17 protein-coding genes, 1 tRNA gene, 4 pseudogenes and 1 riboswitch are annotated in these 22,417 nt (G+C 53.6%); of the genes and pseudogenes, 11 read left to right on the top strand and 11 right to left on the bottom strand.

Going from position 1 to position 22,417, the window contains the following annotated elements; all coding sequences use genetic code 11:
- Both JNO11_RS16330 and JNO11_RS16325 read right to left on the bottom strand, forming a co-directional pair.
- Window positions 1-567: a PH domain-containing protein gene (locus tag JNO11_RS16330; RefSeq protein WP_325177499.1), complete on the bottom strand. Its 567-nt coding sequence runs from the start codon at window positions 565-567 to the stop codon at window positions 1-3.
- A gap of 13 nt (window positions 568-580) precedes the next feature.
- On the bottom strand, window positions 581-1,162 hold the full coding sequence (locus JNO11_RS16325; RefSeq protein ID WP_325177498.1) for a phage repressor protein CI: 582 nt from the start codon (window positions 1,160-1,162) through the stop codon (window positions 581-583).
- Between the two features lie 142 nt (window positions 1,163-1,304).
- Here JNO11_RS16325 and JNO11_RS16320 point away from each other — a divergent pair.
- The 3 genes and pseudogenes from JNO11_RS16320 to JNO11_RS16310 all read left to right on the top strand — a co-directional run bounded on the left by JNO11_RS16320 (window position 1,305) and on the right by JNO11_RS16310 (window position 3,116).
- A pseudogene (locus JNO11_RS16320) lies at window positions 1,305-1,527 on the top strand (regulator).
- A 30-nt stretch (window positions 1,528-1,557) separates the two neighbouring features.
- Window positions 1,558-1,959, top strand: a complete 402-nt coding sequence (locus tag JNO11_RS16315; protein ID WP_325177497.1) for a phage regulatory CII family protein — start codon at window positions 1,558-1,560, stop codon at window positions 1,957-1,959.
- A gap of 578 nt (window positions 1,960-2,537) precedes the next feature.
- A complete protein-coding gene (locus JNO11_RS16310; RefSeq protein ID WP_325177496.1) occupies window positions 2,538-3,116 on the top strand; it encodes a reverse transcriptase domain-containing protein in 579 nt (192 codons plus the stop codon).
- A gap of 337 nt (window positions 3,117-3,453) precedes the next feature.
- On the opposite strand, the gene JNO11_RS16305 is transcribed toward JNO11_RS16310, so the two are convergent.
- Together JNO11_RS16305 and JNO11_RS16300 are read right to left on the bottom strand one after the other, a co-directional pair.
- Window positions 3,454-3,529, bottom strand: a tRNA-Ile gene (locus JNO11_RS16305).
- Between the two features lie 202 nt (window positions 3,530-3,731).
- A complete protein-coding gene (locus JNO11_RS16300) occupies window positions 3,732-4,523 on the bottom strand; it encodes an SDR family oxidoreductase (protein ID WP_157353705.1) in 792 nt (263 codons plus the stop codon).
- Between the two features lie 138 nt (window positions 4,524-4,661).
- Here JNO11_RS16300 and JNO11_RS16295 point away from each other — a divergent pair, with 138 nt between their 5' ends.
- Both JNO11_RS16295 and mug read left to right on the top strand, forming a co-directional pair.
- A complete protein-coding gene (locus JNO11_RS16295; protein WP_250327822.1) occupies window positions 4,662-5,246 on the top strand; it encodes a TetR/AcrR family transcriptional regulator in 585 nt (194 codons plus the stop codon).
- Entirely contained in the window at window positions 5,243-5,761 is a 519-nt protein-coding gene (mug, locus tag JNO11_RS16290; protein WP_033769837.1) for a G/U mismatch-specific DNA glycosylase, read from the top strand. The genes JNO11_RS16295 and mug overlap by 4 nt, the downstream gene beginning before the upstream one ends.
- 75 nt (window positions 5,762-5,836) lie before the next feature.
- Here mug and rpoD read toward each other — a convergent pair.
- The 3 genes and pseudogenes from rpoD to rpsU all read right to left on the bottom strand — a co-directional run bounded on the left by rpoD (window position 5,837) and on the right by rpsU (window position 10,201).
- Window positions 5,837-7,679 (bottom strand): annotated as a pseudogene (rpoD, locus tag JNO11_RS16285) (RNA polymerase sigma factor RpoD).
- A 442-nt stretch (window positions 7,680-8,121) separates the two neighbouring features.
- Window positions 8,122-9,867, bottom strand: coding sequence for a DNA primase (dnaG, locus tag JNO11_RS16280; RefSeq protein ID WP_052271461.1), 1,746 nt, complete (start codon window positions 9,865-9,867; stop codon window positions 8,122-8,124).
- A gap of 118 nt (window positions 9,868-9,985) precedes the next feature.
- On the bottom strand, window positions 9,986-10,201 hold the full coding sequence (rpsU, locus tag JNO11_RS16275; RefSeq protein WP_001144069.1) for a 30S ribosomal protein S21: 216 nt from the start codon (window positions 10,199-10,201) through the stop codon (window positions 9,986-9,988).
- 280 nt (window positions 10,202-10,481) lie between these two features.
- On the opposite strand from rpsU, the gene tsaD reads away from it, so the two are divergent.
- Window positions 10,482-11,495: a tRNA (adenosine(37)-N6)-threonylcarbamoyltransferase complex transferase subunit TsaD gene (tsaD, locus tag JNO11_RS16270; protein WP_010249066.1), complete on the top strand. Its 1,014-nt coding sequence runs from the start codon at window positions 10,482-10,484 to the stop codon at window positions 11,493-11,495.
- Between the two features lie 29 nt (window positions 11,496-11,524).
- Here the strand turns inward: tsaD and plsY are convergent, their stop codons facing one another.
- Entirely contained in the window at window positions 11,525-12,130 is a 606-nt protein-coding gene (plsY, locus tag JNO11_RS16265) for a glycerol-3-phosphate 1-O-acyltransferase PlsY (RefSeq protein WP_010249063.1), read from the bottom strand.
- Window positions 12,131-12,238: 108 nt separating this feature from the next.
- On the opposite strand from plsY, the gene folB reads away from it, so the two are divergent.
- The gene (gene folB, locus JNO11_RS16260; RefSeq protein ID WP_010249061.1) at window positions 12,239-12,598 is read left to right on the top strand and encodes a bifunctional dihydroneopterin aldolase/7,8-dihydroneopterin epimerase; all 360 of its coding nucleotides are present in this window, start codon (window positions 12,239-12,241) and stop codon (window positions 12,596-12,598) included.
- Window positions 12,599-12,789: 191 nt separating this feature from the next.
- Complete coding sequence (gene bacA, locus JNO11_RS16255) at window positions 12,790-13,608, top strand: undecaprenyl-diphosphate phosphatase (protein WP_010671134.1); 819 nt, start codon at window positions 12,790-12,792, stop codon at window positions 13,606-13,608.
- 15 nt (window positions 13,609-13,623) lie between these two features.
- Here bacA and JNO11_RS16250 read toward each other — a convergent pair whose 3' ends face one another.
- Both JNO11_RS16250 and JNO11_RS16245 read right to left on the bottom strand, forming a co-directional pair.
- Window positions 13,624-14,856: a multifunctional CCA addition/repair protein gene (locus JNO11_RS16250; RefSeq protein WP_325177495.1), complete on the bottom strand. Its 1,233-nt coding sequence runs from the start codon at window positions 14,854-14,856 to the stop codon at window positions 13,624-13,626.
- A 159-nt stretch (window positions 14,857-15,015) separates the two neighbouring features.
- Window positions 15,016-15,636 carry a TIGR04211 family SH3 domain-containing protein gene (locus tag JNO11_RS16245; RefSeq protein WP_008925741.1) on the bottom strand — a complete coding sequence of 207 codons (621 nt, stop codon included), beginning with the start codon at window positions 15,634-15,636 and terminating at the stop codon, window positions 15,016-15,018.
- Between the two features lie 272 nt (window positions 15,637-15,908).
- Between JNO11_RS16245 and JNO11_RS16240 the strand changes: the two genes are divergently transcribed.
- From JNO11_RS16240 to hldE, 3 genes and pseudogenes are all read left to right on the top strand, one after another.
- Window positions 15,909-17,219: an inorganic triphosphatase gene (locus JNO11_RS16240; protein ID WP_033769845.1), complete on the top strand. Its 1,311-nt coding sequence runs from the start codon at window positions 15,909-15,911 to the stop codon at window positions 17,217-17,219.
- 33 nt (window positions 17,220-17,252) lie between these two features.
- Window positions 17,253-20,106 (top strand): annotated as a pseudogene (gene glnE, locus JNO11_RS16235) (bifunctional [glutamate--ammonia ligase]-adenylyl-L-tyrosine phosphorylase/[glutamate--ammonia-ligase] adenylyltransferase).
- Window positions 20,107-20,176: 70 nt separating this feature from the next.
- Window positions 20,177-21,603: pseudogene (gene hldE, locus JNO11_RS16230) on the top strand (bifunctional D-glycero-beta-D-manno-heptose-7-phosphate kinase/D-glycero-beta-D-manno-heptose 1-phosphate adenylyltransferase HldE).
- A gap of 39 nt (window positions 21,604-21,642) precedes the next feature.
- Here hldE and JNO11_RS16225 read toward each other — a convergent pair.
- Window positions 21,643-22,032 carry an accessory factor UbiK family protein gene (locus tag JNO11_RS16225; RefSeq protein ID WP_022623887.1) on the bottom strand — a complete coding sequence of 130 codons (390 nt, stop codon included), beginning with the start codon at window positions 22,030-22,032 and terminating at the stop codon, window positions 21,643-21,645.
- A 171-nt stretch (window positions 22,033-22,203) separates the two neighbouring features.
- A riboswitch (FMN riboswitch) is annotated at window positions 22,204-22,361 on the top strand.
- Window positions 22,362-22,417 lie beyond the last annotated feature (56 nt).

Below are 22,417 nucleotides of genomic sequence, written 5' to 3'. Positions count from 1 at the left end.
TTAACCATTCAGGATTCGTTGTTTCTGAACTTGGAATTCCTCATCAGTGAGGATTCCATTTTCTTTCATTTCAGCAAGGTGTTCTATCTTCGCCATTTGTTCATCAAAGGACAACGATGTTTTAGCTTGTTGCTGTTCTGGCTTTGGTGACTGGTTTTGATTATTACGAGTTTCGTTTACTAAATTAGTGAAAGGGATAACTGAACCCTTCATAACATTTTTGATGGTATAATTCTGACCACTTGTTGATATCATGATTTCACCAAGCAGCAGGCCAGTTTTACCACCAACACTTACGATGTTATTCAAGTTAATATCCACTTGTTTCACACCGTAAAGCATTCCTTTATCTAGGAAAATCACACGCTTATTGGTCAAAGTAATCAACCAAGTGTTGTTATCCATCATTCCACTGGCAATAGCTAAAGGAGTTTCATCTACTCCAAGTATTTCAGGCAGATGATAGAATTCCTTTTTAGTACCAAAAGGTGCATCGGAAACTACGGACGCAAGCCTTTTCATTTCTTTTTTCAAATCTTCTTTAGATGCTGTTTTGTAGTTTAACATTTAATATTCCCTATTATTTTATTGTAAGTACAACGCGTCCCAATACGCTTATATCTTCAATAGAACAATCAAAAGCCATGCCTACACCACTAACTCTAACCTTTTTAATAGGGATTCGAGTCAATGTCCTGACGCTGACTTTTCCTTCTATCTCCACCAACCATTCATCGTCATAAATTTCTGAAAACTGTTGATCAACTATGTATTGAGTGGTCCCATCTACAACGCATATAGCTTCTTGAGGTATTTGTCTGCCAGGTAGAAACGAAGCTTTGTCCAATAGATAAAATCCCGCTTCATACAATTGGCCATCAACAATTTTACGACGGGATAACTTAAGTATGTCCAAAGCTTCATCAGTAAACTTAGGCCCACAACCCGTAGCTAACCATTCCAGATTAGCACCTGTTTCTGCCATGCAACGAACAACAATATCCGCAGGAAAGCCACCACGTTTATACCTACCTGCCAAGCTGCTTGAAGCAATACCTAAGTGATCAGCCAGCATGATTTTTGTACTAAAACCATAAGCCTCAAGGACTCGGTCTAGAACTGGAGCACTCTCGCCACCCATATCAAATTGTCGTTTTTGCATAAGCACCTCCATTGCGTAAAGCTACATGATTATTGATATGTAGTTTTTTACGAGATAGCCTGTCTCCGTTATGTAGCTTTAAGCTATATTGGCTGACACTGATGGATATTGGCGTATCCATTAAACGAATGGAGTTTGCATTATGCGTCCCAACATTACAATCGTGATCCCCGATCCATACATCCCCCCTTGATGAGTATTGCCGCCGCACTGGCATGTCTCGCAGCACTGCTGAGAACCTGATTTCATACGGAAAATTGCCAATAAAGCCCAAAGGAGCGCAAAAAAAAGGGCTGGTCGAAGTCAACATGGCCGCTCTCACTGTCATGGCATTAAGCGAATGCAACGTTTCGTTTAACGCGTAATCCAGGCTATCAATTCGTAAGGTGCGAATCATGTACGATTATAAAGTTTCAGTACGAAACTACCTTGATGATGCCTGCCGCCAGTTTTCACTGGCACACAAAATCGCAGAACTGGCTAAAAAAGTAGGAATGCAACCGGCCACACTGCGCAACAAGCTGAATCCGGACCAGTCGCACCAACTGACATTACCTGAACTGCTGGCGATCATCGATCTCACTGAAGACCCAACCATTCTTGATGGTTTTTTGCGTCAGATTAATTGTCAGCCTTCAGTACCGGTTAACAACGCCAGACCTGAAAACATGCAGTTTTGCGCATTAACTGCTGTGGCCAGCGTCGGGGTAATCGCTGGGGAAGCGGTTTCAACGGAGAAGACATCCTATCTCAGGAAGAATACAGAATTGAAATCAGAGTTAAATTCTCTTTATTAATGTTGCAAACAGCGTGTATCCTTAAATTCCTGACGTTAGCCGACATATGTCGGCCTCTCTGTACACTCGCCGTTATACGGCATGCCTTATGGCTGCTTTACGTTGCTTAACGCTGCTTAACGCTGCTTTACGCTACTCTAAGCTGCCGAAGGTTGCGGATGGCCTCTTAGGGGTTGCCGGGTTATTTAGTTTGGGCTATGCGCTTGCGCTAAGAAACGTCAGGATTGTATAGAGAGAACAAGAATGTCTAAATACATACTTGGCTTAGTGAAGGTGCTAGGAATTGCTACAACAATTCTAACCTTCCTCAATGAGCTGATTACGTTCATTGAAAAGGTTCAAAGCTACCTTCACGTAGTCCCACACTATATTTTAAAAAGGAATTTATTTTGCAATGGACATGTGGAAGCATAAATTTGAAATAAAGAAAAATAGATGGGTTCATGTTCCTTCAAAGGAAATGGCTCTATTTGGAAAAAAACTTCATAAAGTTATTAGAATTAAGTGGTCATCTCCTGATTATTACTTCCATCTGAGAAATGGAGGTCATGTTTCTTCTGCTGAAATGCACAAAGTAAATGAATACTTTTCACTGGTTGATATTAGCAATTTTTTTTGAATCAACTTCACAGAGTAGAGTGACCAGAGAGTTAAAAACGCTATTTCCATATGAAAAAGCAAGGAAAATTGCAAAAATATCAACAGTTAGAGTTCCAGGCAGAAGCGTTAAAAAATTCTCAGTTCCATACGGCTTTCCTCAGTCACCAATCCTGGCCTCACTTTGTCTTCATAATTCATTTGCAGGCCGCGTCCTTGATTCAATCTGTAAAAGCGATAATGTTCTTGTCTCGGTCTATATGGACGATATTATTTTTTCAAGCAAGGATTTGACAGCCATTAACAATGCTTTTGATTCATTTTGCACTGCACTGGAAAAATCACGTTATCAAATTAATAAAGATAAAACTCAGGTGCCATCTAAAAAAATTGCTGTATTCAACCTTGAGCTTTCTCACGATCATCTAAAAGTGTCATCAGCGAGAATGGTACAATTTGTTATTGCATATGCAAAATCTACAAATGAATATGAGCGTGAGGGCATTGCTTCTTATGTCCGTTCCGTTAATCCCGTTCAGGCAAATCGCCACTTCCCGTGAAGATGTATGCTTAAACGTCAACCTAATGTTTTGGCGGCTAAAAGAAAAACTGTGTCGCCATTTTGCCGCCATTCTTTAAAATTCATAATGTAACTAACTGAAAAATATCATCTATTTGTTTAAGTTTTAGACTTTTGCAATACATCTCAAAAAAGGATAGCGGCCAGGCTCCGGGCCTAATTTGCCCGCTATCCTCTTATCAGAACCAGACGCTGATCCGGATGCTATCAGCGCCAGCCTATTTTCTCATGCGACACTTTTTCGACACTCATAAATAGGACAACAAAAAAAGCCACTCAGTAGAGTGGCTTAACTGCATGATTTACATCACTAAATTTGGTGGCCCCTGCTGGGCTTGAACCAGCGACCAAGCGATTATGAGTCGCCTGCTCTAACCACTGAGCTAAGGGGCCAGCGGAGCGGGGATTATAAAGTATCTCTTCAGGGCAATCCAGCACTCAGCCATCGGTTGCTGAAATAAGCAGCAGTGATTTACCTGCTGATTTCTATAACAAATCTGGCGAACCGCGATCCCTAAGTCGCAAACAGGCACGGATTATGCTTCTCCGCGCCTTTAGTGAAACCGGACTTCAGTCATTATGGCTGATGGCTGGCTCAGCGCTGACGATAACGGGATGCTGATTGATTCCGTGAAAGATGAGGAACCATCGTGCCACGTGCCTGATCGTAGTCGTGCCACATCTGCAGATCTTCCAGCGACGGAATGGTTACCGTCTCCTTGCTGTCGAGTCCGGCAAGCGCGGCGTCCACCATCTCATCAACGTCCATCAGCATTTCAGCCGGGATGTCATTAATAGACTGGCCTGCGCGGTCGAAAATTTCCGTACGGGTCGCTCCGGGCAACACCGCCTGTACCTGCACACCGCTCTCTGCAAGTTCACGCTGCATCGCACGCGTCAGAGTCAGTACGTAAGACTTAGTGGCGTTATAAGCGCCGTTGAACATCTCGTGCACCAGCGACAGCACCGACGCGATATTGATAATGATGCCATTTCCGCGCGCTTTGAAAGCCCGGCCAGCCGCCTGTGCCAGACGGGTGGGTGCCAGAATATTTAACGCCAGCATGCTGTTAATGCGTGTGATGTCCGCCTCCAGAAACTCACCCTCAACGTTCATGCCCGCGTTGTTCAGCAGCAGCGTAATCTGTGCGTTGTTCGCGAGCTCCGACTCCACGCGTTGCAGATCCTGCTCGTGCGTTAAGTCAGCCGCCATAACCGTCACCCGAATATCGTGCTGCTTTGCCAGTGCGTCAGCCAGGGTGGTGAGCCGGCCCTGATCGCGCGCGACCAGAATCAAATCATAACCGCGTGCTGCCAATCGTTTTGCATAGGTCGCACCGATACCGCTGGATGCGCCGGTGATTAAAGCTGTGCCTGATTGTGACATCTCTTTTTCCTCGTATGATGGTCGTCATAATAGCTATCAATATGACGATCATCATATCTGTCGTCAAGCTGGAATATGATGACCGTAATAATTACTATAATAGCCAGACGCTACGTAGCAGATACCGCAGGAGATGAGATGGAGAAGCAGAGCAGCAAAGCGCATACGCGGCGGCGTATCCTTGATGAGGCGGCGCGCGTGATGCGTGAAACCGGCACCGAAGGAATTGGTGTAGCGGCGCTGATGAAGCGGGTCGGTCTGACACATGGCGGTTTTTATGCGCATTTTACCTCACGCGAGGAGCTGGTTGAGGAGGTACTGAAGCATATGTTTGCTGAAGCCGATACCTTAAAGCCCGCGGAGTCCGTGACCCAGCCAGCGCAGCAGCTGGCAGATTTTATTGATAGCTATCTTTCCGAGGCGCATCGCAATGCGCCGGCACAGGGCTGTCCATTAGCCGCTCTGGTGAGTGAAGTGGCTCATCTTCCACAGCCGACACGGCAGATCTTCGCACAGGGCTTTAATGCGATGCATGCCGGTCTGGCGCAGATATTACGTGAGTTGGAGTTGCCGGATGCGGAAGCGCTGGCCTCCAGCATGCTCGCAGAGATGGTTGGTGCGCTGGCGCTGGCGCGAGCCTGTCCGGATGCAGAGCAGGCCAGCCAGATGCTGCAACGCAGCCGCGATGCGCTGAAGCAGCGTACGCTGGAGGTGGCGGCATGAGTGAACACGCTATCCGCGACATCATCAGTTCCGGTCTTGATGTGCTGTTCTGTGGCATTAACCCGGGTCAGTCAACCGCCCATCAGGGGTTCCACTTCGCGCATCCCGGCAACCGGTTCTGGAAAGTCATCCATCTGGCGGGATTCACCCAGCAGCAACTGAAGCCGGAAGAGGAGCAGCGCTTAACGGAGACCGGCTGCGGCATCACCATGCTGGTTGAGCGGCCCACGGTGCAGGCGAGTGAATTAGCGCCTGATGAGCTGCGCGATGGCGGCAAACGGCTGATGGAAAAGGTACTGGATTACCAGCCGGCTGCGCTGGCTATCCTGGGTAAGGATGCGTTTCGTCGTGCTTTTAAGCAGAACAAAGTCGAATGGGGCAAACAGCCGATATGTATGGGGAAAACGCAGGTGTGGGTGTTGCCGAATCCCAGCGGCCTTAATCGCGCATCTCTGGACGAGATGGTAGAGGCGTATCGTCAGCTCTATGTGGAACTGCATGCGGGGAGCGAATGAATCTGCGCAGGGCAGGGCAGAGGCAGTAACAGGCAGGCATAAAAAAACCCCGGCGAACCGGGGTTTTTGTCTGACTTAATCGTCGAGGAAGCTGCGCAGCACTTCCGAACGGCTCGGATGGCGCAGTTTACGCAGAGCTTTGGCTTCAATCTGACGAATACGCTCACGCGTAACGTCGAACTGTTTGCCCACTTCTTCCAGCGTATGGTCAGTGTTCATATCGATACCGAAACGCATGCGCAGCACTTTCGCTTCGCGCGCGGTCAGGCCAGCCAGCACGTCATGGGTAGCAGAACGCAGGCTCTCTGAGGTAGCAGAATCCAGCGGCAGCTCCAGCGTGGTGTCTTCGATAAAATCGCCCAGATGTGAATCTTCATCATCACCAATCGGCGTCTCCATAGAGATCGGCTCTTTAGCGATTTTCAGCACCTTGCGGATTTTATCTTCTGGCATCAGCATACGTTCAGCCAGCTCTTCCGGCGTAGGTTCGCGGCCCATCTCCTGCAGCATCTGGCGTGAAATACGGTTGAGCTTGTTAATGGTCTCAATCATATGCACCGGAATACGGATGGTACGCGCCTGGTCGGCGATAGAGCGAGTGATAGCCTGACGGATCCACCAGGTCGCATAGGTCGAGAACTTGTAACCACGGCGATACTCAAACTTATCTACCGCTTTCATCAGGCCGATATTACCTTCCTGAATCAGGTCAAGGAACTGCAGACCGCGGTTGGTATATTTCTTGGCAATCGAAATAACCAGACGCAGGTTAGCTTCCACCATCTCTTTCTTGGCGCGACGTGCTTTGGCTTCACCGATCGACATGCGACGGTTAATGTCTTTGACCTGTTCAATGGTCAGACCGGTCTCTTCTTCAACCTGCGCCAGTTTCTGCAGGGAACGTGTCACGTCGTCCTGCACTTCCAGCAGTTTTTCAGACCACGGCTTGTTCATGGCCAGAGCAGCTTTGAACCAGGTTTCATTGGTTTCGTTGCCGGTAAACAGCGTGATAAAGTTTTTCTTCGGCATTTTGCACAGCTCAATACAGAGCTTCATGATCAGACGTTCCTGCGTACGAACGCGTTCCATCATGGTGCGCATGCTGCCTACCAGGTAATCGAACTGCTTCGGTACCAGGCGGAACTGCTTGAAGACATCAGAGAGGTTCTGGATTTCAGCAACGGCGGCAGCATGACTGCGACCTTTGCTTTTAATCACTGCGCGGGTAGTTTCATACTGCTTACGCAGGTCAGAAAACTTCTCACGCGCCAGTTCCGGATCGATTGAGTTATCGTCGTCGGAGCTGTCATCATCCTCCTCATCTTCTTCTTCATCGTCCTTACGATCGGCTTCAGAAAGTTCAGAGCCCACGTGCGTTGCCGTTGGGGCGATATCTTCTTCTGCGTTAGGATCGACGAAACCGGTGATCAGATCGGAGAGGCGTGATTCGCCTGCTTCAACTTTGTCGTACTGATCCAGAAGATACGTAATCGCTTCAGGGTATTCGGCTACAGAACACTGAACCTGGTTGATACCGTCTTCAATACGCTTAGCAATGTCAATTTCGCCTTCGCGCGTCAGCAGTTCAACGGTACCCATTTCACGCATATACATGCGGACCGGGTCAGTGGTACGCCCGATTTCAGATTCAACGCTGGATAACACCTGAGCGGCAGCTTTCCGCGGCATCTTCGTCAGTATCGGAGCTGTTTTCGTTCAGCATCAGATCGTCGGCATCCGGGGCTTCTTCAACCACCTGAATACCCATGTCGTTAATCATCTGGATGATGTCTTCGATCTGATCTGAGTCGACGATATCTTCCGGCAGATGGTCATTGACCTCAGCATAGGTCAGATAGCCTTGCTCCTTACCACGGGTGACAAGAAGCTTGAGCTGTGACTGCGGGTTTTGCTCCATAAGACGGTATCCACACTTCTGTTAAATTAGATTGGTGTCGGTCGGCAGCGAGCCAACAATAGCAGTAAAGGCATTTAATTCTTGCCGCTGCCTTCGTCGCGGCGTGGGCTTTGCCCATCAGTAATCGGCACTTAAGCCGCTTGTATAAACTCTGTGCTAAGGGCCTGGCTTACTCGCCATTCTGCTCCCCGGCAGTGCTCGCTTTCCTCACGTACTTCAGTACGCTCCGGAAGCTGTGCGCTGGCGGTGACCAGACTGGCTTCGACGCCTGCGGCCTTAAAACTATGTGCTGCGGGCCTGGCTCTACGCCAGAGGCCTTTAAACCTGGTACTGCGGACTATTTCGGTCCCGGACTGTTCACGGTATCGAAACGGGTGTCAGCAGCACTAAAACAGGCAATCTGCCCTTTCATCTGTCAGAATGGGCAGCGTGCTGAAAACAGTTACTTTCTGGCAAACGCCTGACTGAGAGTCCAGAGTTCCCGGCGCTCATCGGCGCTCAGTCCCTGGGTGCGTTCACGCGCAATCAAAAACTCCAGGCGCTCTTCAAGAGCAGAGTCGTAGATGCTGGCCAGCGAGTCCTGAAACACCGCTTCGGCTTCCTCATCTACTATCATGTGGTTCCAGATCGCCAGTGTTTCAAGCGTCTGACTAAAATTTGTTCCGCGATATAACTCTAGTAGCTGACCGGTGGTCAATCCAGGATTCTCATTACAACGGCCCACTAATTCAATAAATAGCGGTAAACCCGGCATTTTTGACTCAGACAGCCCATCAAGCGAAGGCACCAGGGTGGCCAGCTGCGGACTCTGAATCAGCAACGCGATCAGCACGCGCATAGTGGTACGCTTCAGCGGTGGCGCTACCGGCGTCGTTCCGTTTGCGGCCAGCTTCGGCATCAGCTTTTCAAGCTGATTGTCGTCAAGAATACCCAGCTTATTCCCCAGTTCCTGACGCATATAAATACGTAAGGTCTCACCAGGGATCTGCGTAATCAGCGGTAAAGCCAGCGTGCTCAGGCGCGCTTTTCCGTCGCGTGAGCTCAGATCCACCTGCGGCAGCAGACTATCAAATAAAAACGAAGAGAGCGGCATCGCCTGCTCCATCCTCGCTTCGAAGGCGTCTTTACCCTCTTTGCGTACCAGCGTATCCGGGTCTTCACCATCGGGTAAAAACATAAAGCGTAGCTGACGACCATCATTCATGTAAGGCAATGCGGTTTCAAGCGCACGCCATGCCGCTTCACGACCAGCCCTGTCGCCGTCGTAACAGCAGATCACGGTGTCGGTACTGCGAAACAGCAACTGAATGTGTTCAGCAGTGGTGGAGGTGCCTAATGACGCGACGGCATAATCTATCCCGTACTGAGCCAGCGCAACCACGTCCATGTATCCCTCAACCACTAACAGGCGGGCGGGTTCAGGATGGTTCTTAACGGCTTCATAAAGGCCATAGAGCTGGCGGCCTTTATGGAAAATAGGTGTTTCCGGCGAGTTCAGATACTTCGGCGTATCGTTACCCAGCACGCGTCCGCCAAAACCTATGACGCGTCCACGCTTATCGCGAATCGGAAACATGACGCGGTCGCGAAACCGGTCATAAGTTCGGCCTTTGTCATTGCTGACCAGCATGCCCGCTTCCATCAATGACTCGCGATCTTCCGATTGCTTACCAAAACGCTTGAGAACGTTATCCCAGCCGGCTGGCGCGTAACCTATGGCGAAGTGATTGATGATTTCGGCGCTCAGACCACGACGATCAAGATAGTCGCGTGCTGGCTGCGCACTGGATTGCTGCAGACCCTGCTGATAAAAACCGTTCAGGTTCTCCATCAGCTGATACAGGCTCTGGCGCTGATGGCGTTCCATCTGGCTAGGCCCGCTGCCTGCTTCGTAAGGCACGTCTAAACCGTGGGAAGTGGCTAACTCTTCAATACTTTCCACAAACTCCAGACGATCAAAGTTCATTAAAAAGTCGATAGCGTTGCCGTGTGCACCACAGCCGAAACAGTGATAGAACTGCTTTTCGCCGTTTACGGTGAAAGAGGGCGTTTTTTCATTATGGAAAGGACAGCACGCATGGAAATTCTTACCCTGCTTTTTCAGCTTAACGCGGGCATCGATAAGATCCACGATATCCGTGCGGGCAAGTAAATCATTGATAAATACGCGTGGAATTCGTCCAGCCATACGCCCCAGATTTTCAGCTCATAAACGGCAACAAGCCGCGCTTCCTTTCGGAAAGCACGGCCTTTTACTTGACTCTGTCTGCGTGAATCACGCGGTGGAGGCGGACCTCCGGAACGACTTAGTACAGACGAGTGCGGCGTGCGTTTTCGCGAGCCAGTTTCTTGGCGTGACGCTTAACTGCTGACGCTTTAGCGCGCTTACGTTCGGTAGTCGGTTTTTCATAGAACTCACGACGACGAACTTCAGCCAGAACGCCTGCTTTCTCGCATGAACGCTTGAAGCGACGCAGTGCTACGTCAAATGGCTCGTTTTCACGTACTTTAATTACCGGCATGTAACTCTCACCTCGATAAAATTCGGTTTTTTGCTGCTGACTGCGGCGCCAGCACATTTCAAAATGGTGCAGCATTTTACTCCAACTCAAGTTGGTTTGTAAAGCACCATGGATAATTTGAAACCAACAGGAGCGTTTGCCTGTGCGGCTGCCGGTTTTTCCAGGGGCGGGAGTATAGCGCACTCTTTAGCCGACAGAAAATGACTTTTTTACGGTGGATGCCTGCGCTGCACATCCAATTGCTGTGATAAACTGCGCGCCGCAAGAATGAGGTGATGCAATGCGAATTCTGGGTATTGAAACGTCGTGCGATGAAACCGGCATCGCAATCTATGATGACGAGGCCGGATTACTGGCTAACCAACTCTACAGCCAGGTAAAACTGCACGCCGATTATGGCGGTGTGGTGCCGGAACTGGCCTCACGTGATCACGTGCGTAAAACCGTGCCGTTGATTCAGGCTGCGCTGAAAGAGGCCGGTCTGGAGCCGCAGCAGATCGACGCGGTGGCTTACACGGCAGGCCCTGGACTGGTCGGTGCGCTGCTGGTTGGTGCCACCATTGGCCGCGCCCTGGCGTTTGCCTGGAAAGTCCCCGCCGTGCCGGTCCACCATATGGAAGGCCACCTGCTGGCGCCGATGCTGGAAGAGAATCCGCCGGAATTTCCATTTGTTGCACTCCTGGTGTCGGGCGGACATACGCAGCTGATTAGCGTCACCGGCATTGGTGAATACGCGCTGCTGGGTGAATCGATCGATGATGCGGCGGGTGAAGCGTTCGACAAAACGGCCAAGCTGCTTGGGCTGGATTATCCGGGCGGGCCAATGCTGTCGAAGATGGCGCAGCAGGGCACGGCGGGACGTTTTACCTTCCCGCGTCCGATGACAGATCGTCCGGGCCTGGATTTCAGCTTCTCCGGCCTGAAAACCTTTGCCGCTAATACCATCCGCGCCAATGATGATGACGCTCAGACCCGTGCTGACATCGCCCGCGCCTTTGAAGATGCGGTGGTGGATACGCTGTCGATCAAATGTAAGCGTGCGCTGGATCAGACCGGCTTTAAGCGTCTGGTGATTGCCGGTGGCGTCAGCGCTAACCGCACACTGCGCGAGCAGATGGCGATCATGATGCAAAAGCGCGGCGGCGAAGTGTTCTACGCCCGCCCGGAGTTCTGTACCGATAACGGTGCGATGATCGCGTATGCGGGCATGGTGCGGTTAAAAGGCGGAACGCGGGGAGAGTTAAGCGTCAGCGTGCGACCGCGCTGGCCGCTGGCGGAACTGCCCGCCATCTGATGTGAAAAAAGCCGGCTTACCGGCTTTTTTTATGGCTGAGATTTCTTTTTGCGCTTCCAGATCTTGCCTTCCTGACCCCGCCACAGCCGCTGAATATTGTCGTGATGACGCAGCAGGATCAGACAGGAGAGCATAGAAACCGGGAAGGTGAACTGCGGTTTGAACCACCAGACATAAAAAGGCGCGATCAGTGCGCTGACGATGGCACCCAGCGAGGAATAGCCACTGAGTAAGACCGTTAACAGCCAGGTGCCGGTAACCAGCCCGGTTAAGTCCCAGCCAATCGGCGCAATCGCGCCAAATGCCGTCGCCACACCCTTGCCACCGCGAAAGTGAAAGAACACCGGATAGATATGACCCAGACAGGCGGCGATGGCGGTCAGGCCGAGATAGAGCGGAGTCACGTGCATCAGATAGGCCAGCCAGACCGGCACCATCCCTTTCAGCACATCAAACACTAATACGCTGGCTGCTGCGGTTTTACCGCCCAGACGCAGTACGTTGGTGGCACCCGGATTACCGGAACCGTGTGTGCGCGGATCGGGCAGGCCAGCGAGTTTGCAAACCAGAATCGCACTGGAAATCGAACCGCAAAGATACGCGAAAATAATCATACCAAGCGCGAAAGCACTCATAACACCGTACCGTTCCCTTTAGGGTCGTTTTGATCTCTTTAACCGTGGATAATACGCATAATCAGCCGGAAGTGGTATCCGGCTTAGCCAAAAACAGAGACTCTCATCATGGATATCGTATTTATAGAACAACTCACGGTCTTCACCACTATTGGCGTTTATGACTGGGAACAGGGCATACAGCAGAAGCTGGTGCTCGATGTCGAAATGGCCTGGGATAACCGTCTGGCGGCCAGCAGCGACGATGTGAAAGATTGTCTGAGCTATGCGGATGTCTCCTCGGCGATTCTGACGCATCTTACCGGCAGTCGTTTTGCGCTGGTTGAACGGGTTGCTGAAGAAATCGCGGATCTGTTGATGAACCGTTTCAATTCGCCTGGCGTCCGCATAAAGGTAAGCAAACCGGGGGCTGTAGCCCAGGCAGCACAGGTTGGCGTGCGAATTGAGCGCGGGACTATTCCTAAATAAATACGATGTGATTGCCATCACAATGAAACCAAACCAAATTACTGTCTGTCATAGCGTGTACCGTTTCGTTACAGCAGGCGAAATGGTGTAGACCTTAAGGTTTAATTCAGGCTGATAGCGGCATGATTTCAGGCGATAGCCACGCGCTACCGCCTTTTTAATGGTTTTGAAACGGATAGAGGAAACATTTGATGGCAGATATTCATCAGCTTTGGGTAGCTGCAATCCTGGGCGTTGTGGAAGGGCTGACCGAATTTTTACCGGTCTCTTCCACAGGGCACATGATTATAGTGGGTCACCTGCTGGGCTTTGAAGGTGAAAAAGCCGAGACCTTTGAAGTTGTGATCCAGTTAGGATCGATTCTGGCTGTAGTAGTGATGTTCTGGCGCCGTCTGTTTGGCCTGATCGGCATCCACTTTGGCGAAGTCAAACATGAAGGCGTCGGCACTGGCCGTCTGTCGCTGATCCATATCCTGCTGGGTATGGTACCGGCGGTGGTCGTGGGTCTGGTGCTGCACGATCAGATCAAAACGCTGTTTAATCCGATCAACGTGATGTACGCCCTGGTGGTAGGGGGTGTGCTGCTGCTGGCAGCTGAGTACCTTAAGCCAAAACAGCCGAAAGCGGTGGGCGTCGATGATATTACCTATCGTCAGGCGTTGATGATTGGCTGTTTCCAGTGCTTAGCGCTGTGGCCGGGCTTCTCACGTTCCGGTGCAACCATCTCCGGTGGCATGCTGATGGGCGTGAGCCGCTATGCCGCGTCGGAGTTCTCCTTCATCCTGGCAGTGCCAATGATGATGGGTGCAACCGTACTGGATTTGTACAAGAGCATCGGCTTCCTGACGATGGCGGATTTCCCGATGTTCGCGGTGGGCTTTGTCACGGCGTTTATCGTGGCGCTGATTGCGATTAAAGCCTTCCTTCAGCTGATCAAACGCATCTCATTTGTTTCGTTCGCGATCTACCGCTTTATTGTGGCAGCCGCGGTTTACATGGTCTTCATGTAAAGCCCACGCAGCCTGCTAGTCAGGCTGCGTAATCGCCAGACCCTGCGCGACGGCGTCAATCCGTCGTCGCGTCAACTCTTCCCGCACTTCTGCACCTTTAAATCCCGCTTCGACCACCGCTTTGGTCGGCACCGCCTGCGCCAGCGCAAAAGCACGACGCAGATAGTCACCCTGCGGATAAGGCATGCTCTCCAGTCCGGCTCGCCCGCGCGCATCCGCTTCACTGGTCAGCGCCATCTGCTCAACGCGCTGTGGCTTACGCCAGGCATCGATTCGGTCAAACAGTGCTACCAGCGACGCGGCAGATTGCCGTTCAATGGTGTGCACCACGTCGTGAAATTCGGTCACAATCAGCGCCAGATCGCGAATCGCATTTGGCACCCGCAGTCGCTGGCACAGCGCCCCGACCAGGGGAACGCCGGCCAGGCCATGACCGTGGTGGCTGGGCCACAACTCAGGCGGCGTCAGCGCCTTGCCGACGTCATGGAACAGCGTGGCGAAGCGCACCTCGATCTCACTGGAAAGGGCGGCGGCCATCGCCAGTGTCATCAGCGTATGGACGCCGGTATCGATTTCCGGGTGCCACTTAATCGGCGCAGGAATACCAAACAGATTATCCAGCTCAGGAAACAGCACCTGCAACGCACCGCAGTCGCGCAGGACCTGAAAATAGACCTGCGGATTACGGGAACTCAGCGCCTTTTCAGTCTCTTTCCACACTCGCTCAGCAGTGAGATTCGACAGCTCGCCGCTTTCGGCCATCTGCTGCATCAGCTGCTGGGTTTCGGGGGCAATACGAAAGTTGAGATGGGCAAAACGCGCCGCAAAGCGCGCAACGCGCAGTACCCGCAGCGGATCTTCACTGAAGGCGTCAGAGACGTGACGCAGCAGGCGCAGGGCAATATCACGCTGGCCATTATAAGGATCGACCAGCTCACCGTTTTCATCCTGCGCAATCGCATTGATGGTCAGATCGCGGCGTTGTAAGTCCTGCTCCAGCGTCACGTCGGGCGCGGACCAGGTGACAAAACCGGTGTAGCCTTTCCCGTTTTTCCGCTCGGTACGTGCCAGCGCATACTCTTCGCGACTGACGGGATGCAGGAAAACGGGAAAATCGCGACCGACCTGGTGATAGCCCTGCTCAAGCATGGCTTCGGGCGTGGAACCTGTCACCACCCAATCTTTGTCTGTAACCGGCAGATTCAGCAGCGTATCACGCACCGCACCGCCAACAAGAAACGTCTTCACGCAAAACTCCAGAGAAAAAGAAATGACCTGCACGCCGGGCGCGTCCCGCGCCTGAAATCAGCGGTGCATATCATTTTATTGTTGCACAGATTCCCCGGATTGCAGACATGCCAAAAAAGGGGATCCTGCGATCCCCTGCTCAAATCCGGCTAAATGGTGTCAGTTCATCCAGCGATCGCTTTTCTTACGGCGCGGCAGCATGTGCGGCAGTAACAGGCCCAGCAGCAGGCCGACGCCCAGCACGCCGCCGCCATACATAAACCACTGCATGATGATGGTGCGCTGCTTATCATCCAGCTGAACGTTAGCGGCGCTGACTTTCTTCTGCGCGACGATCAGCTCATTTTTCAGCTTCTGATTCTCGCCTTTCAGCCCGTTGATAACGCCGTCGCTGCTGGCGACTTTGTTCTGCATTTCAGCCGTGCGCTGGTTCCAGCTGTTGTCGATGTTATCCAGTTTGGCAGTCAGATCTTTCACCTGCTGCTCAAGCTGAGGCACCCGGGTGCGCAGGCTCGGATTAGCACTGAGCTGCGACAGGGGGATCCAGGTGGTGCGGCCTTCCGAATCACGGATCTGGCCATAATGCGTGTCATTGTTGGTCTGTAACAGCTGCACCTCTTCCCCGGCGTTCAGCTTACCGAGCAGGCGAAACTGATCGCCCGGTCCGCTGCGAACCCAGGTTGAAAGTTCATCAGAAACATAGCGTTTTTCGTCGGCATGGGCAGGTGCAAGGGTGCTAAGGGCCAGCAAAGTGAGTCCAGCGAGAGTAATTTTTTTCATTCGATTTCGTTTGGCTTAGTCTGACTAAAAATTTACCGGCACAGTCTGGAGAGGCCTCGCATAAATCTGAATGAGAACTATCCTGGTCTCATGAGAGTGCGAAAAGGTCTGCGAAAGAGCAAAGAAAGCAGAGACAGCGCGGCTTCTGTGCATTAATCTTCGCCTGATAACCCCTTGCCCTCCAGGCGACAGCTTGAGTAACCTGCTGATAATCGCCTGAAATATGCAGGAAACACCCTCTTAAGTGCCAGCGGCGTAGTGAATAAAAAATTATGACCATCGAAATCGAACTAAAGTTCATTGCAACTCCACAGGCGGCCGGGAAACTGGCTGAACTGCTCTCCACTCTGCCGCATCAGCATCAGGCTGCTCGCGAGCTGACCAACATCTACTTTGAAACCGACGACAACCAGCTACGACGCTGGAATATGGGATTGCGTATCCGCGGCGTTGACCAGCGTTATGAAATGACGCTGAAAGCGGCGGGGCAGACGCTCGGCGGACTGCATCAGCGCCCGGAATACAACGTTGAGCTCAGCGAACCGGTTCTGGACATTGCACGCCTGCCGGCAGAGATCTGGCCGCAGGGCACCGATGTCGCGGCGTTGCAGCCGCGCTTGCAGCCCCTGTTCACCACCCATTTCCAGCGCGAGATCTGGCTGATCACCACAGGCAACAGTGAAATTGAAGTGGCGTTTGATCAGGGCGAGGTCACGGCAGGTGATCTCAGCGAACCGCTGTGCGAGATCGAGCTGGAGCTGAAACGTGGCGAACGCCAGGATCTGCTGGCCTTCGCACAGCAGCTGGTGGCGCTGGGTGGTCTGCGTATGGGCAGCCTGAGCAAAGCCGCCCGCGGCTATCAGCTGGCGCAGGGTAATCCGCCGCGCCAGATACAGCCTTTCCCGCTGCTGAAAGCGGGCGCCAAAGCCACCGTAGAGCAGGGCATGGTGGCCGCGATGTCGGCAGGACTTCATCACTGGCAATATCATGAAGAAGTCTGGCTGCGCGGCAATGCGGCGGCCCAGGATGCGGTGCGCGAAGCGCTGGATCTGCTGCGTCAGGCGTTCAGCCTGTTTGGTGCGCTGGTGCCGCGTAAAGCCAGCAGTGCGCTGCGTCAGCAGCTGACCACGCTGGAAGAGACGCTGGTGAATGAAGAGCAGGATGCTGCCACTTTCTGCTTATCTTCCCTCTCGGTTGAGACGCAGCTGGCGCTGACACACTGGCTGGCTGAATCTCAGTGGCGTCAGTGGATCGATGCCAAAGGGGAAGCCAAGCTGCAGGGGTCCTATAAACGCTTCAGCGACATTATGCTGAGCCGCGTCAACGCCGATCTGAGAGAAACGTTCATCACGGTAAAACAACCCAACGAGTATCAGGACAAAGCTACCCGTCTGGCGCGTCAATTGCTTACCGTCCACCTGCTGGCGGGATTCTATCCGTCTGAGGCGGTCGTCAGCTGGCTCGACCCGTGGCAACAGCTGCTGTCGGCAATTCATGAAAAACAGACGTCCGGGTTAGCCTGGCTGGCGATGCAGGCGCTGAAACAGCCTCCGTTCTGGCTCACCAGCGGCGCTGGCCGCTAAAGGACATTCCGTCACGCCATCAAGGAGGGAGTTATGTTGTCAGCACTTCCCGCGTTGCTACGCGACCAGGCCGAAGAGGCCGCCCGACAGATTGGGGTTCCGCTGGCTTCGTTAAGCCCGGAGCAGGCTGCCGGACTGGCTTTCAGCGATTTTGTGCTGGAAAACCTGCAACAACATCCCGACTGGTGGCAGGCGATGCTCAACCAGCCGCCGCAGCCTGATGAGTGGCAACACTACTCTGCGTGGCTCAATCAGGCGCTTAGCGGCATCGACAGTGAAGCGAGCCTGATGCGTGAACTGCGGCTGTTTCGTCGCCGTATGCTGGTACGCATCGCCTGGATGCAGTCTCTGCAGCACGCTACAACCGAACAGAGCCTGCAACAGCTCAGCGCATTAGCCGAAATGCTGATCAGCCGGGCGCGTGACTGGGTTTATCAGGATTGCTGTCGTGATTTTGGTACGCCCTGTAATGCGGACGGCGACGCGCAGCCGATGCTGATTCTGGGCATGGGCAAGCTGGGCGGCGGCGAACTCAATTTTTCTTCTGATATTGACCTGATCTTTGCCTGGCCGGAAAACGGCACAACGCGTGGCGGACGGCGTGAACTCGACAACGCTCAGTTCTTTACTCGCATGGGACAGCGGCTGATCAAAGTGCTGGACCAACCCACCATGGATGGCTTTGTCTATCGGGTGGATATGCGGTTGCGCCCGTTTGGCGACAGCGGCCCGCTGGTGATGAGCTTTGCCGCGCTGGAAGATTATTACCAGGAGCAGGGACGCGACTGGGAGCGTTACGCCATGGTCAAGGCGCGGCTGATGGGTGATGACCACGATCGCTGGAGCCTGGAGCTGCAGCAGATGCTGCGGCCATTCGTTTACCGCCGCTACATCGACTTCAGCGTGATCCAGTCGCTGCGTAACATGAAAGGGATGATCAGCCGCGAAGTGCGGCGACGCGGGCTGAAAAACAATATCAAACTGGGTGCGGGCGGCATCCGTGAAACCGAATTTATCGTGCAGGTATTCCAGCTGATTCGCGGCGGGCGTGAGCGCTCGTTACAGCTGCGCTCACTGCTGCCGACGCTGGAGGCGATCAAAACCCTGGCCCTGCTGCCCGCGGAACAGGTCGATGCGTTGCGTGTTGCCTACCTGTTCCTGCGGCGGCTGGAGAATCTGCTGCAAAGCCTGGGCGACGAGCAGACCCAGACCCTGCCAGAGGATGAACTGCATCGCGTCCGGCTGGCGTGGGCGATGGATTGTGCCGACTGGCCTGCTCTGATGACCCGGCTCGACGGCCAGATGGCGGCGGTGCGCGCTATCTTCGACGAGCTGATTGGCGAAGATACCCCTGAGATTGGCGATCAGCGTGAGCTGTCAGAGTTTCAGGTGCTGTGGCAGGACCAGCTGGAGGATAGCGAACTGGCGCCGCTGGTGCCGCAGCTCAGTGACGAGCAGCGGCTTACGCTGCACCAGACGCTGGAGGCGTTTCGTCAGGATATCAACCGGCGCACCATCGGCCCGCGTGGCCGTCAGGCGCTGGACCAGCTGATGCCGCGTCTGCTGAGCGAAGTCTGCCCGCGTGAAGATGCGGCGGTGACGCTCGGCCGCCTGACGCCGCTGCTGATCGGCGTACTGACCCGCAGCACCTATCTGGAACTGCTGACCGAATATCACGGTGCGCTGCGCCACTTAATTCGCCTGTGCGCCGCCTCACCGATGATAGCCAGCCAGCTGGCGCGTCATCCCTTATTGCTGGATGAACTGCTCGATCCCGCCACGCTCTATCAGCCAACCGCCACCGATGCCTATCGCGATGAGCTGCGACAATATCTGCTGCGCATCCCTACCGAGGACGAAGAGCAGCAGCTGGAAGCGGTGCGGCAGTTTAAGCAGGCACAGCATCTGCGTATTGCTGCCGCCGACATCGCCGGAACGCTGCCGGTGATGAAAGTCAGCGATCATCTCACCTGGCTGGCAGAAGCGATTATCGAATCTGTGGTGCGCCAGGCGTGGAATATGATGGTGCAGCGTTACGGCCGTCCTTCGCATCTGAGTAATGAACATGAACGCGGTTTTGCCGTACTGGGCTACGGCAAACTGGGGGGGCTGGGAGCTGGGTTACAGTTCTGACCTCGATTTGGTGTTCCTGCATGACTGCCCGGCAGACGCGGTGACAGAAGGGGAGCGCAGCATCGATGGCCGTCAGTTCTATCTGCGCCTCGCCCAGCGCATCATGCATCTTTTCAGTACCCGCACCTCCTCCGGCATTCTCTACGAAGTGGATGCGCGCCTGCGCCCTTCGGGCGCGGCGGGTATGCTGGTCAGTACCTTTGAGGCCTTTGAAGAGTATCAGCGCAGTGAAGCCTGGACCTGGGAGCATCAGGCGCTGGTCCGGGCACGCGTCGTCTTTGGCGAGGCGGCACTGGGTGAACGTTTCAGCGTGATTCGTCAGGCGATTCTGTCGCTGCCACGTGCCGCCGAAGCGCTGCAAACTGAAGTACGTGAGATGCGTGAAAAAATGCGCGCTCACCTCAGCAACAAACATAAAGGTCGCTGGGATATTAAAGCCGACGCGGGCGGCATCACCGATATTGAATTCATCGCCCAATATCTTGTCTTACGCTACGCCGCTGAGCAGCCTGAACTGACGCGCTGGTCTGACAATGTGCGCATTTTCGAGCTGATGGCGAAGTACCATAAAATGCCCGCCGATGAAGCACAGGCGCTGACGCAGGCTTATGTGACGCTGCGCGACGCATTGCACCATCGCGCCCTGCAGGAACAGCCCGGCCACGTTGAGCCAGAGGCCTATGCAGCGGAGCGGCAGACGGTTCTGAGCAGCTGGCAGCGCTGGCTGATAACGCCTGCGTCTATCCTGGCGTGATGCTGATAGCACAAATCGCAACTGTGCTATCATCCGCGCACTATTTTTAATGCAGTCTGGAGTGTCTGGAATGAAAGTGACTCTGCCCGCGTTCGGCCAAGCCTCAGTGCTGGTTGTTGGCGATGTAATGTTGGATCGTTACTGGTATGGCCCAACCAGCCGTATCTCCCCCTGAAGCGCCGGTTCCGGTGGTGAAAGTGGACACGGTTGAAGAGCGCCCTGGCGGCGCGGCAAACGTGGCGATGAACATTGCAGCACTCGGTGCCGCGTCGCGCCTGATTGGCCTGACTGGCGAAGATGATGCGGCGCGTGTGTTGAGTAACACGCTGAAAGACGTCAACGTGCATTGTGACTTCGTGGCGGTCAAAAGCCATCCGACCATTACCAAACTGCGCGTGCTTTCCCGCAATCAGCAGTTGATCCGCCTCGATTTTGAAGAGGGCTTTGATCAGGTCGATCCGGAGCCGATTCACCAGAAAATGCGTGAGTCACTGGCCGCCGCGGGTGCGCTGGTGCTGTCCGATTACGCCAAGGGTGCGCTCTCCAGCGTGCAGACCATGATTACTCTGGCGCGCGAAGCGGGCGTACCGGTATTAATCGATCCGAAAGGCACCGATTTTGCGCGCTACCGTGGCGCGACGCTGCTGACGCCGAACCTCTCTGAGTTTGAAGCCGTGGTCGGCAAATGTAAAAACGAAGAGGAGATCGTGGCGCGCGGCACCCAGCTGATCGCCGATTTTGACCTCGCCGCGCTGCTGGTGACCCGTTCAGAAAATGGCATGACGCTGCTGCAGCCGGGCAAAGCGCCTCTGCATCTGCCCACCCAGGCACAGGAAGTCTATGACGTGACCGGTGCGGGCGATACGGTGATTGGCGTGCTGGCGGCGGCATTAGCGGCCGGTGATTCGCTGGAAGAAGCCTGTTTCCTGGCCAACGCGGCTGCGGGTGTGGTGGTGGGTAAACTGGGTACGTCCACCGTCAGCACCGTTGAGCTGGAAAATGCGATTCATGCCCGCCCGGAACAGGGTTTCGGCATCATGACCGAAGCGCAGTTAAAAGCCGCCGTTGAGATGGCCCGCCGCCGTGGCGAAAAAGTGGTAATGACCAACGGCGTGTTCGACATTCTGCATGCCGGTCATGTCTCCTACCTGGCAAATGCCCGCAAGCTCGGCGATCGACTGATTGTCGCGGTGAACAGCGATGCGTCAACTAAACGTCTGAAAGGCGAAAGCCGTCCGGTGAATCCGCAGGAAAACCGGATGATCGTGCTGGGCGCGCTGGAAGCGGTCGACTGGGTGGTGGTATTTGAAGAGGATACGCCGCAGCGGCTGATTGCGGGCATTCTCCCTGACCTGCTGGTCAAAGGGGGGAGATTACAAGCCGGAAGATATCGCGGGCAGCAAAGAAGTGTGGGCAAATGGCGGCGACGTTCAGGTGCTGAACTTCGAAGATGGTATCTCCACTACCAACATTATCAAAACCATCCGCGGCAGCTAAAACGCAGCGTAAGCGGGAGCCGCGCTCCCGCTTAAAGGCTTATTCGGGCTTGTTGTCCACAACAGGTTTCACCACGTCCGCAACCGGTGACGGCGAGGCTGCAGGTGAGGTCGCTACGGCGGCTGATGGTGTGGTCGCGGCAGCAGGTGTTACTGGTGCGGTTGCCGTCGGCGGCGTACCGGCTGATGACCCCTGACTTTCCAGCTGCGCCAGACGCTGCTCCAGCGCCGCCAGCTTCTCACGTGTACGCAGTAATACCTGCGTCTGCACATCAAACTCCTCACGGTTGACCAGATCCATCCGGGTCAGCTGCGCCTGAAGAACCTGACGAATTTTCTTTTCGACATCATCACCAAACTCACGAACACCTTTAGGCATCGCTTCGTGAACCTGACGGGCAAGTTGTTCAATTTTTTTCGTGTCGATCATGATGATTTCCTGGTTACGGGGAGCTGTGTCAGCGTGTTTACCAACGTAATAAGTGTTAAGTGTAATGCCAGAAATGAAAAGGATAAACCTCAAATCGGTAACGCAGGAAATGCAAAAGCAATTGCGCTATTGATGATTGCCGCCTCAAACGATCGGCGTTATAGTTAAAGTGCTTATTCTCAGGGCGGGGCGCAATTCCCCACCGGCGGTAAATCAGCTTAGGCTGAAAGCCCGCGAGCGCTTTATCTTTATGAAAAGAGAGGTAAAGGTCAGCAGATCCGGTGTAATTCCGGGGCCGACGGTTACAGTCCGGATGGGAGAGGGTAACGACATCTGTCGGACAATTGTGTCTGCTTCACGTTATTGCCACGTCTTTTTGACGTCA

It is taken from the genome of Pantoea sp. 1B4, assembly GCF_016925765.1.
In the GTDB taxonomy this organism is placed as follows: domain Bacteria; phylum Pseudomonadota; class Gammaproteobacteria; order Enterobacterales; family Enterobacteriaceae; genus Pantoea; species Pantoea agglomerans.
Note: the sequence above shows the minus strand (reverse complement) of the source record. Positions and strands in the feature narration are given on the sequence as shown.

What these genes read in the sequence shown, in the direction of transcription:
- JNO11_RS16240 (WP_033769845.1), top strand. Translation starts at nt 15,909, where the DNA reads ATGACCATCGAAATCGAACTAAAGTTCATTGCAACTCCACAGGCGGCC.
- folB (WP_010249061.1), top strand. Translation starts at nt 12,239, where the DNA reads ATGGATATCGTATTTATAGAACAACTCACGGTCTTCACCACTATTGGC.
- JNO11_RS16295 (WP_250327822.1), top strand. Translation starts at nt 4,662, where the DNA reads ATGGAGAAGCAGAGCAGCAAAGCGCATACGCGGCGGCGTATCCTTGAT.
- JNO11_RS16225 (WP_022623887.1), bottom strand. Translation starts at nt 22,032, where the DNA reads ATGATCGACACGAAAAAAATTGAACAACTTGCCCGTCAGGTTCACGAA.
- rpsU (WP_001144069.1), bottom strand. Translation starts at nt 10,201, where the DNA reads ATGCCGGTAATTAAAGTACGTGAAAACGAGCCATTTGACGTAGCACTG.
- JNO11_RS16310 (WP_325177496.1), top strand. Translation starts at nt 2,538, where the DNA reads ATGAATACTTTTCACTGGTTGATATTAGCAATTTTTTTTGAATCAACT.
- JNO11_RS16325 (WP_325177498.1), bottom strand. Translation starts at nt 1,162, where the DNA reads ATGCAAAAACGACAATTTGATATGGGTGGCGAGAGTGCTCCAGTTCTA.
- plsY (WP_010249063.1), bottom strand. Translation starts at nt 12,130, where the DNA reads ATGAGTGCTTTCGCGCTTGGTATGATTATTTTCGCGTATCTTTGCGGT.
- JNO11_RS16330 (WP_325177499.1), bottom strand. Translation starts at nt 567, where the DNA reads ATGTTAAACTACAAAACAGCATCTAAAGAAGATTTGAAAAAAGAAATG.
- tsaD (WP_010249066.1), top strand. Translation starts at nt 10,482, where the DNA reads ATGCGAATTCTGGGTATTGAAACGTCGTGCGATGAAACCGGCATCGCA.
- mug (WP_033769837.1), top strand. Translation starts at nt 5,243, where the DNA reads ATGAGTGAACACGCTATCCGCGACATCATCAGTTCCGGTCTTGATGTG.
- JNO11_RS16245 (WP_008925741.1), bottom strand. Translation starts at nt 15,636, where the DNA reads ATGAAAAAAATTACTCTCGCTGGACTCACTTTGCTGGCCCTTAGCACC.
- JNO11_RS16315 (WP_325177497.1), top strand. Translation starts at nt 1,558, where the DNA reads ATGTACGATTATAAAGTTTCAGTACGAAACTACCTTGATGATGCCTGC.
- bacA (WP_010671134.1), top strand. Translation starts at nt 12,790, where the DNA reads ATGGCAGATATTCATCAGCTTTGGGTAGCTGCAATCCTGGGCGTTGTG.
- JNO11_RS16300 (WP_157353705.1), bottom strand. Translation starts at nt 4,523, where the DNA reads ATGTCACAATCAGGCACAGCTTTAATCACCGGCGCATCCAGCGGTATC.
- dnaG (WP_052271461.1), bottom strand. Translation starts at nt 9,867, where the DNA reads ATGGCTGGACGAATTCCACGCGTATTTATCAATGATTTACTTGCCCGC.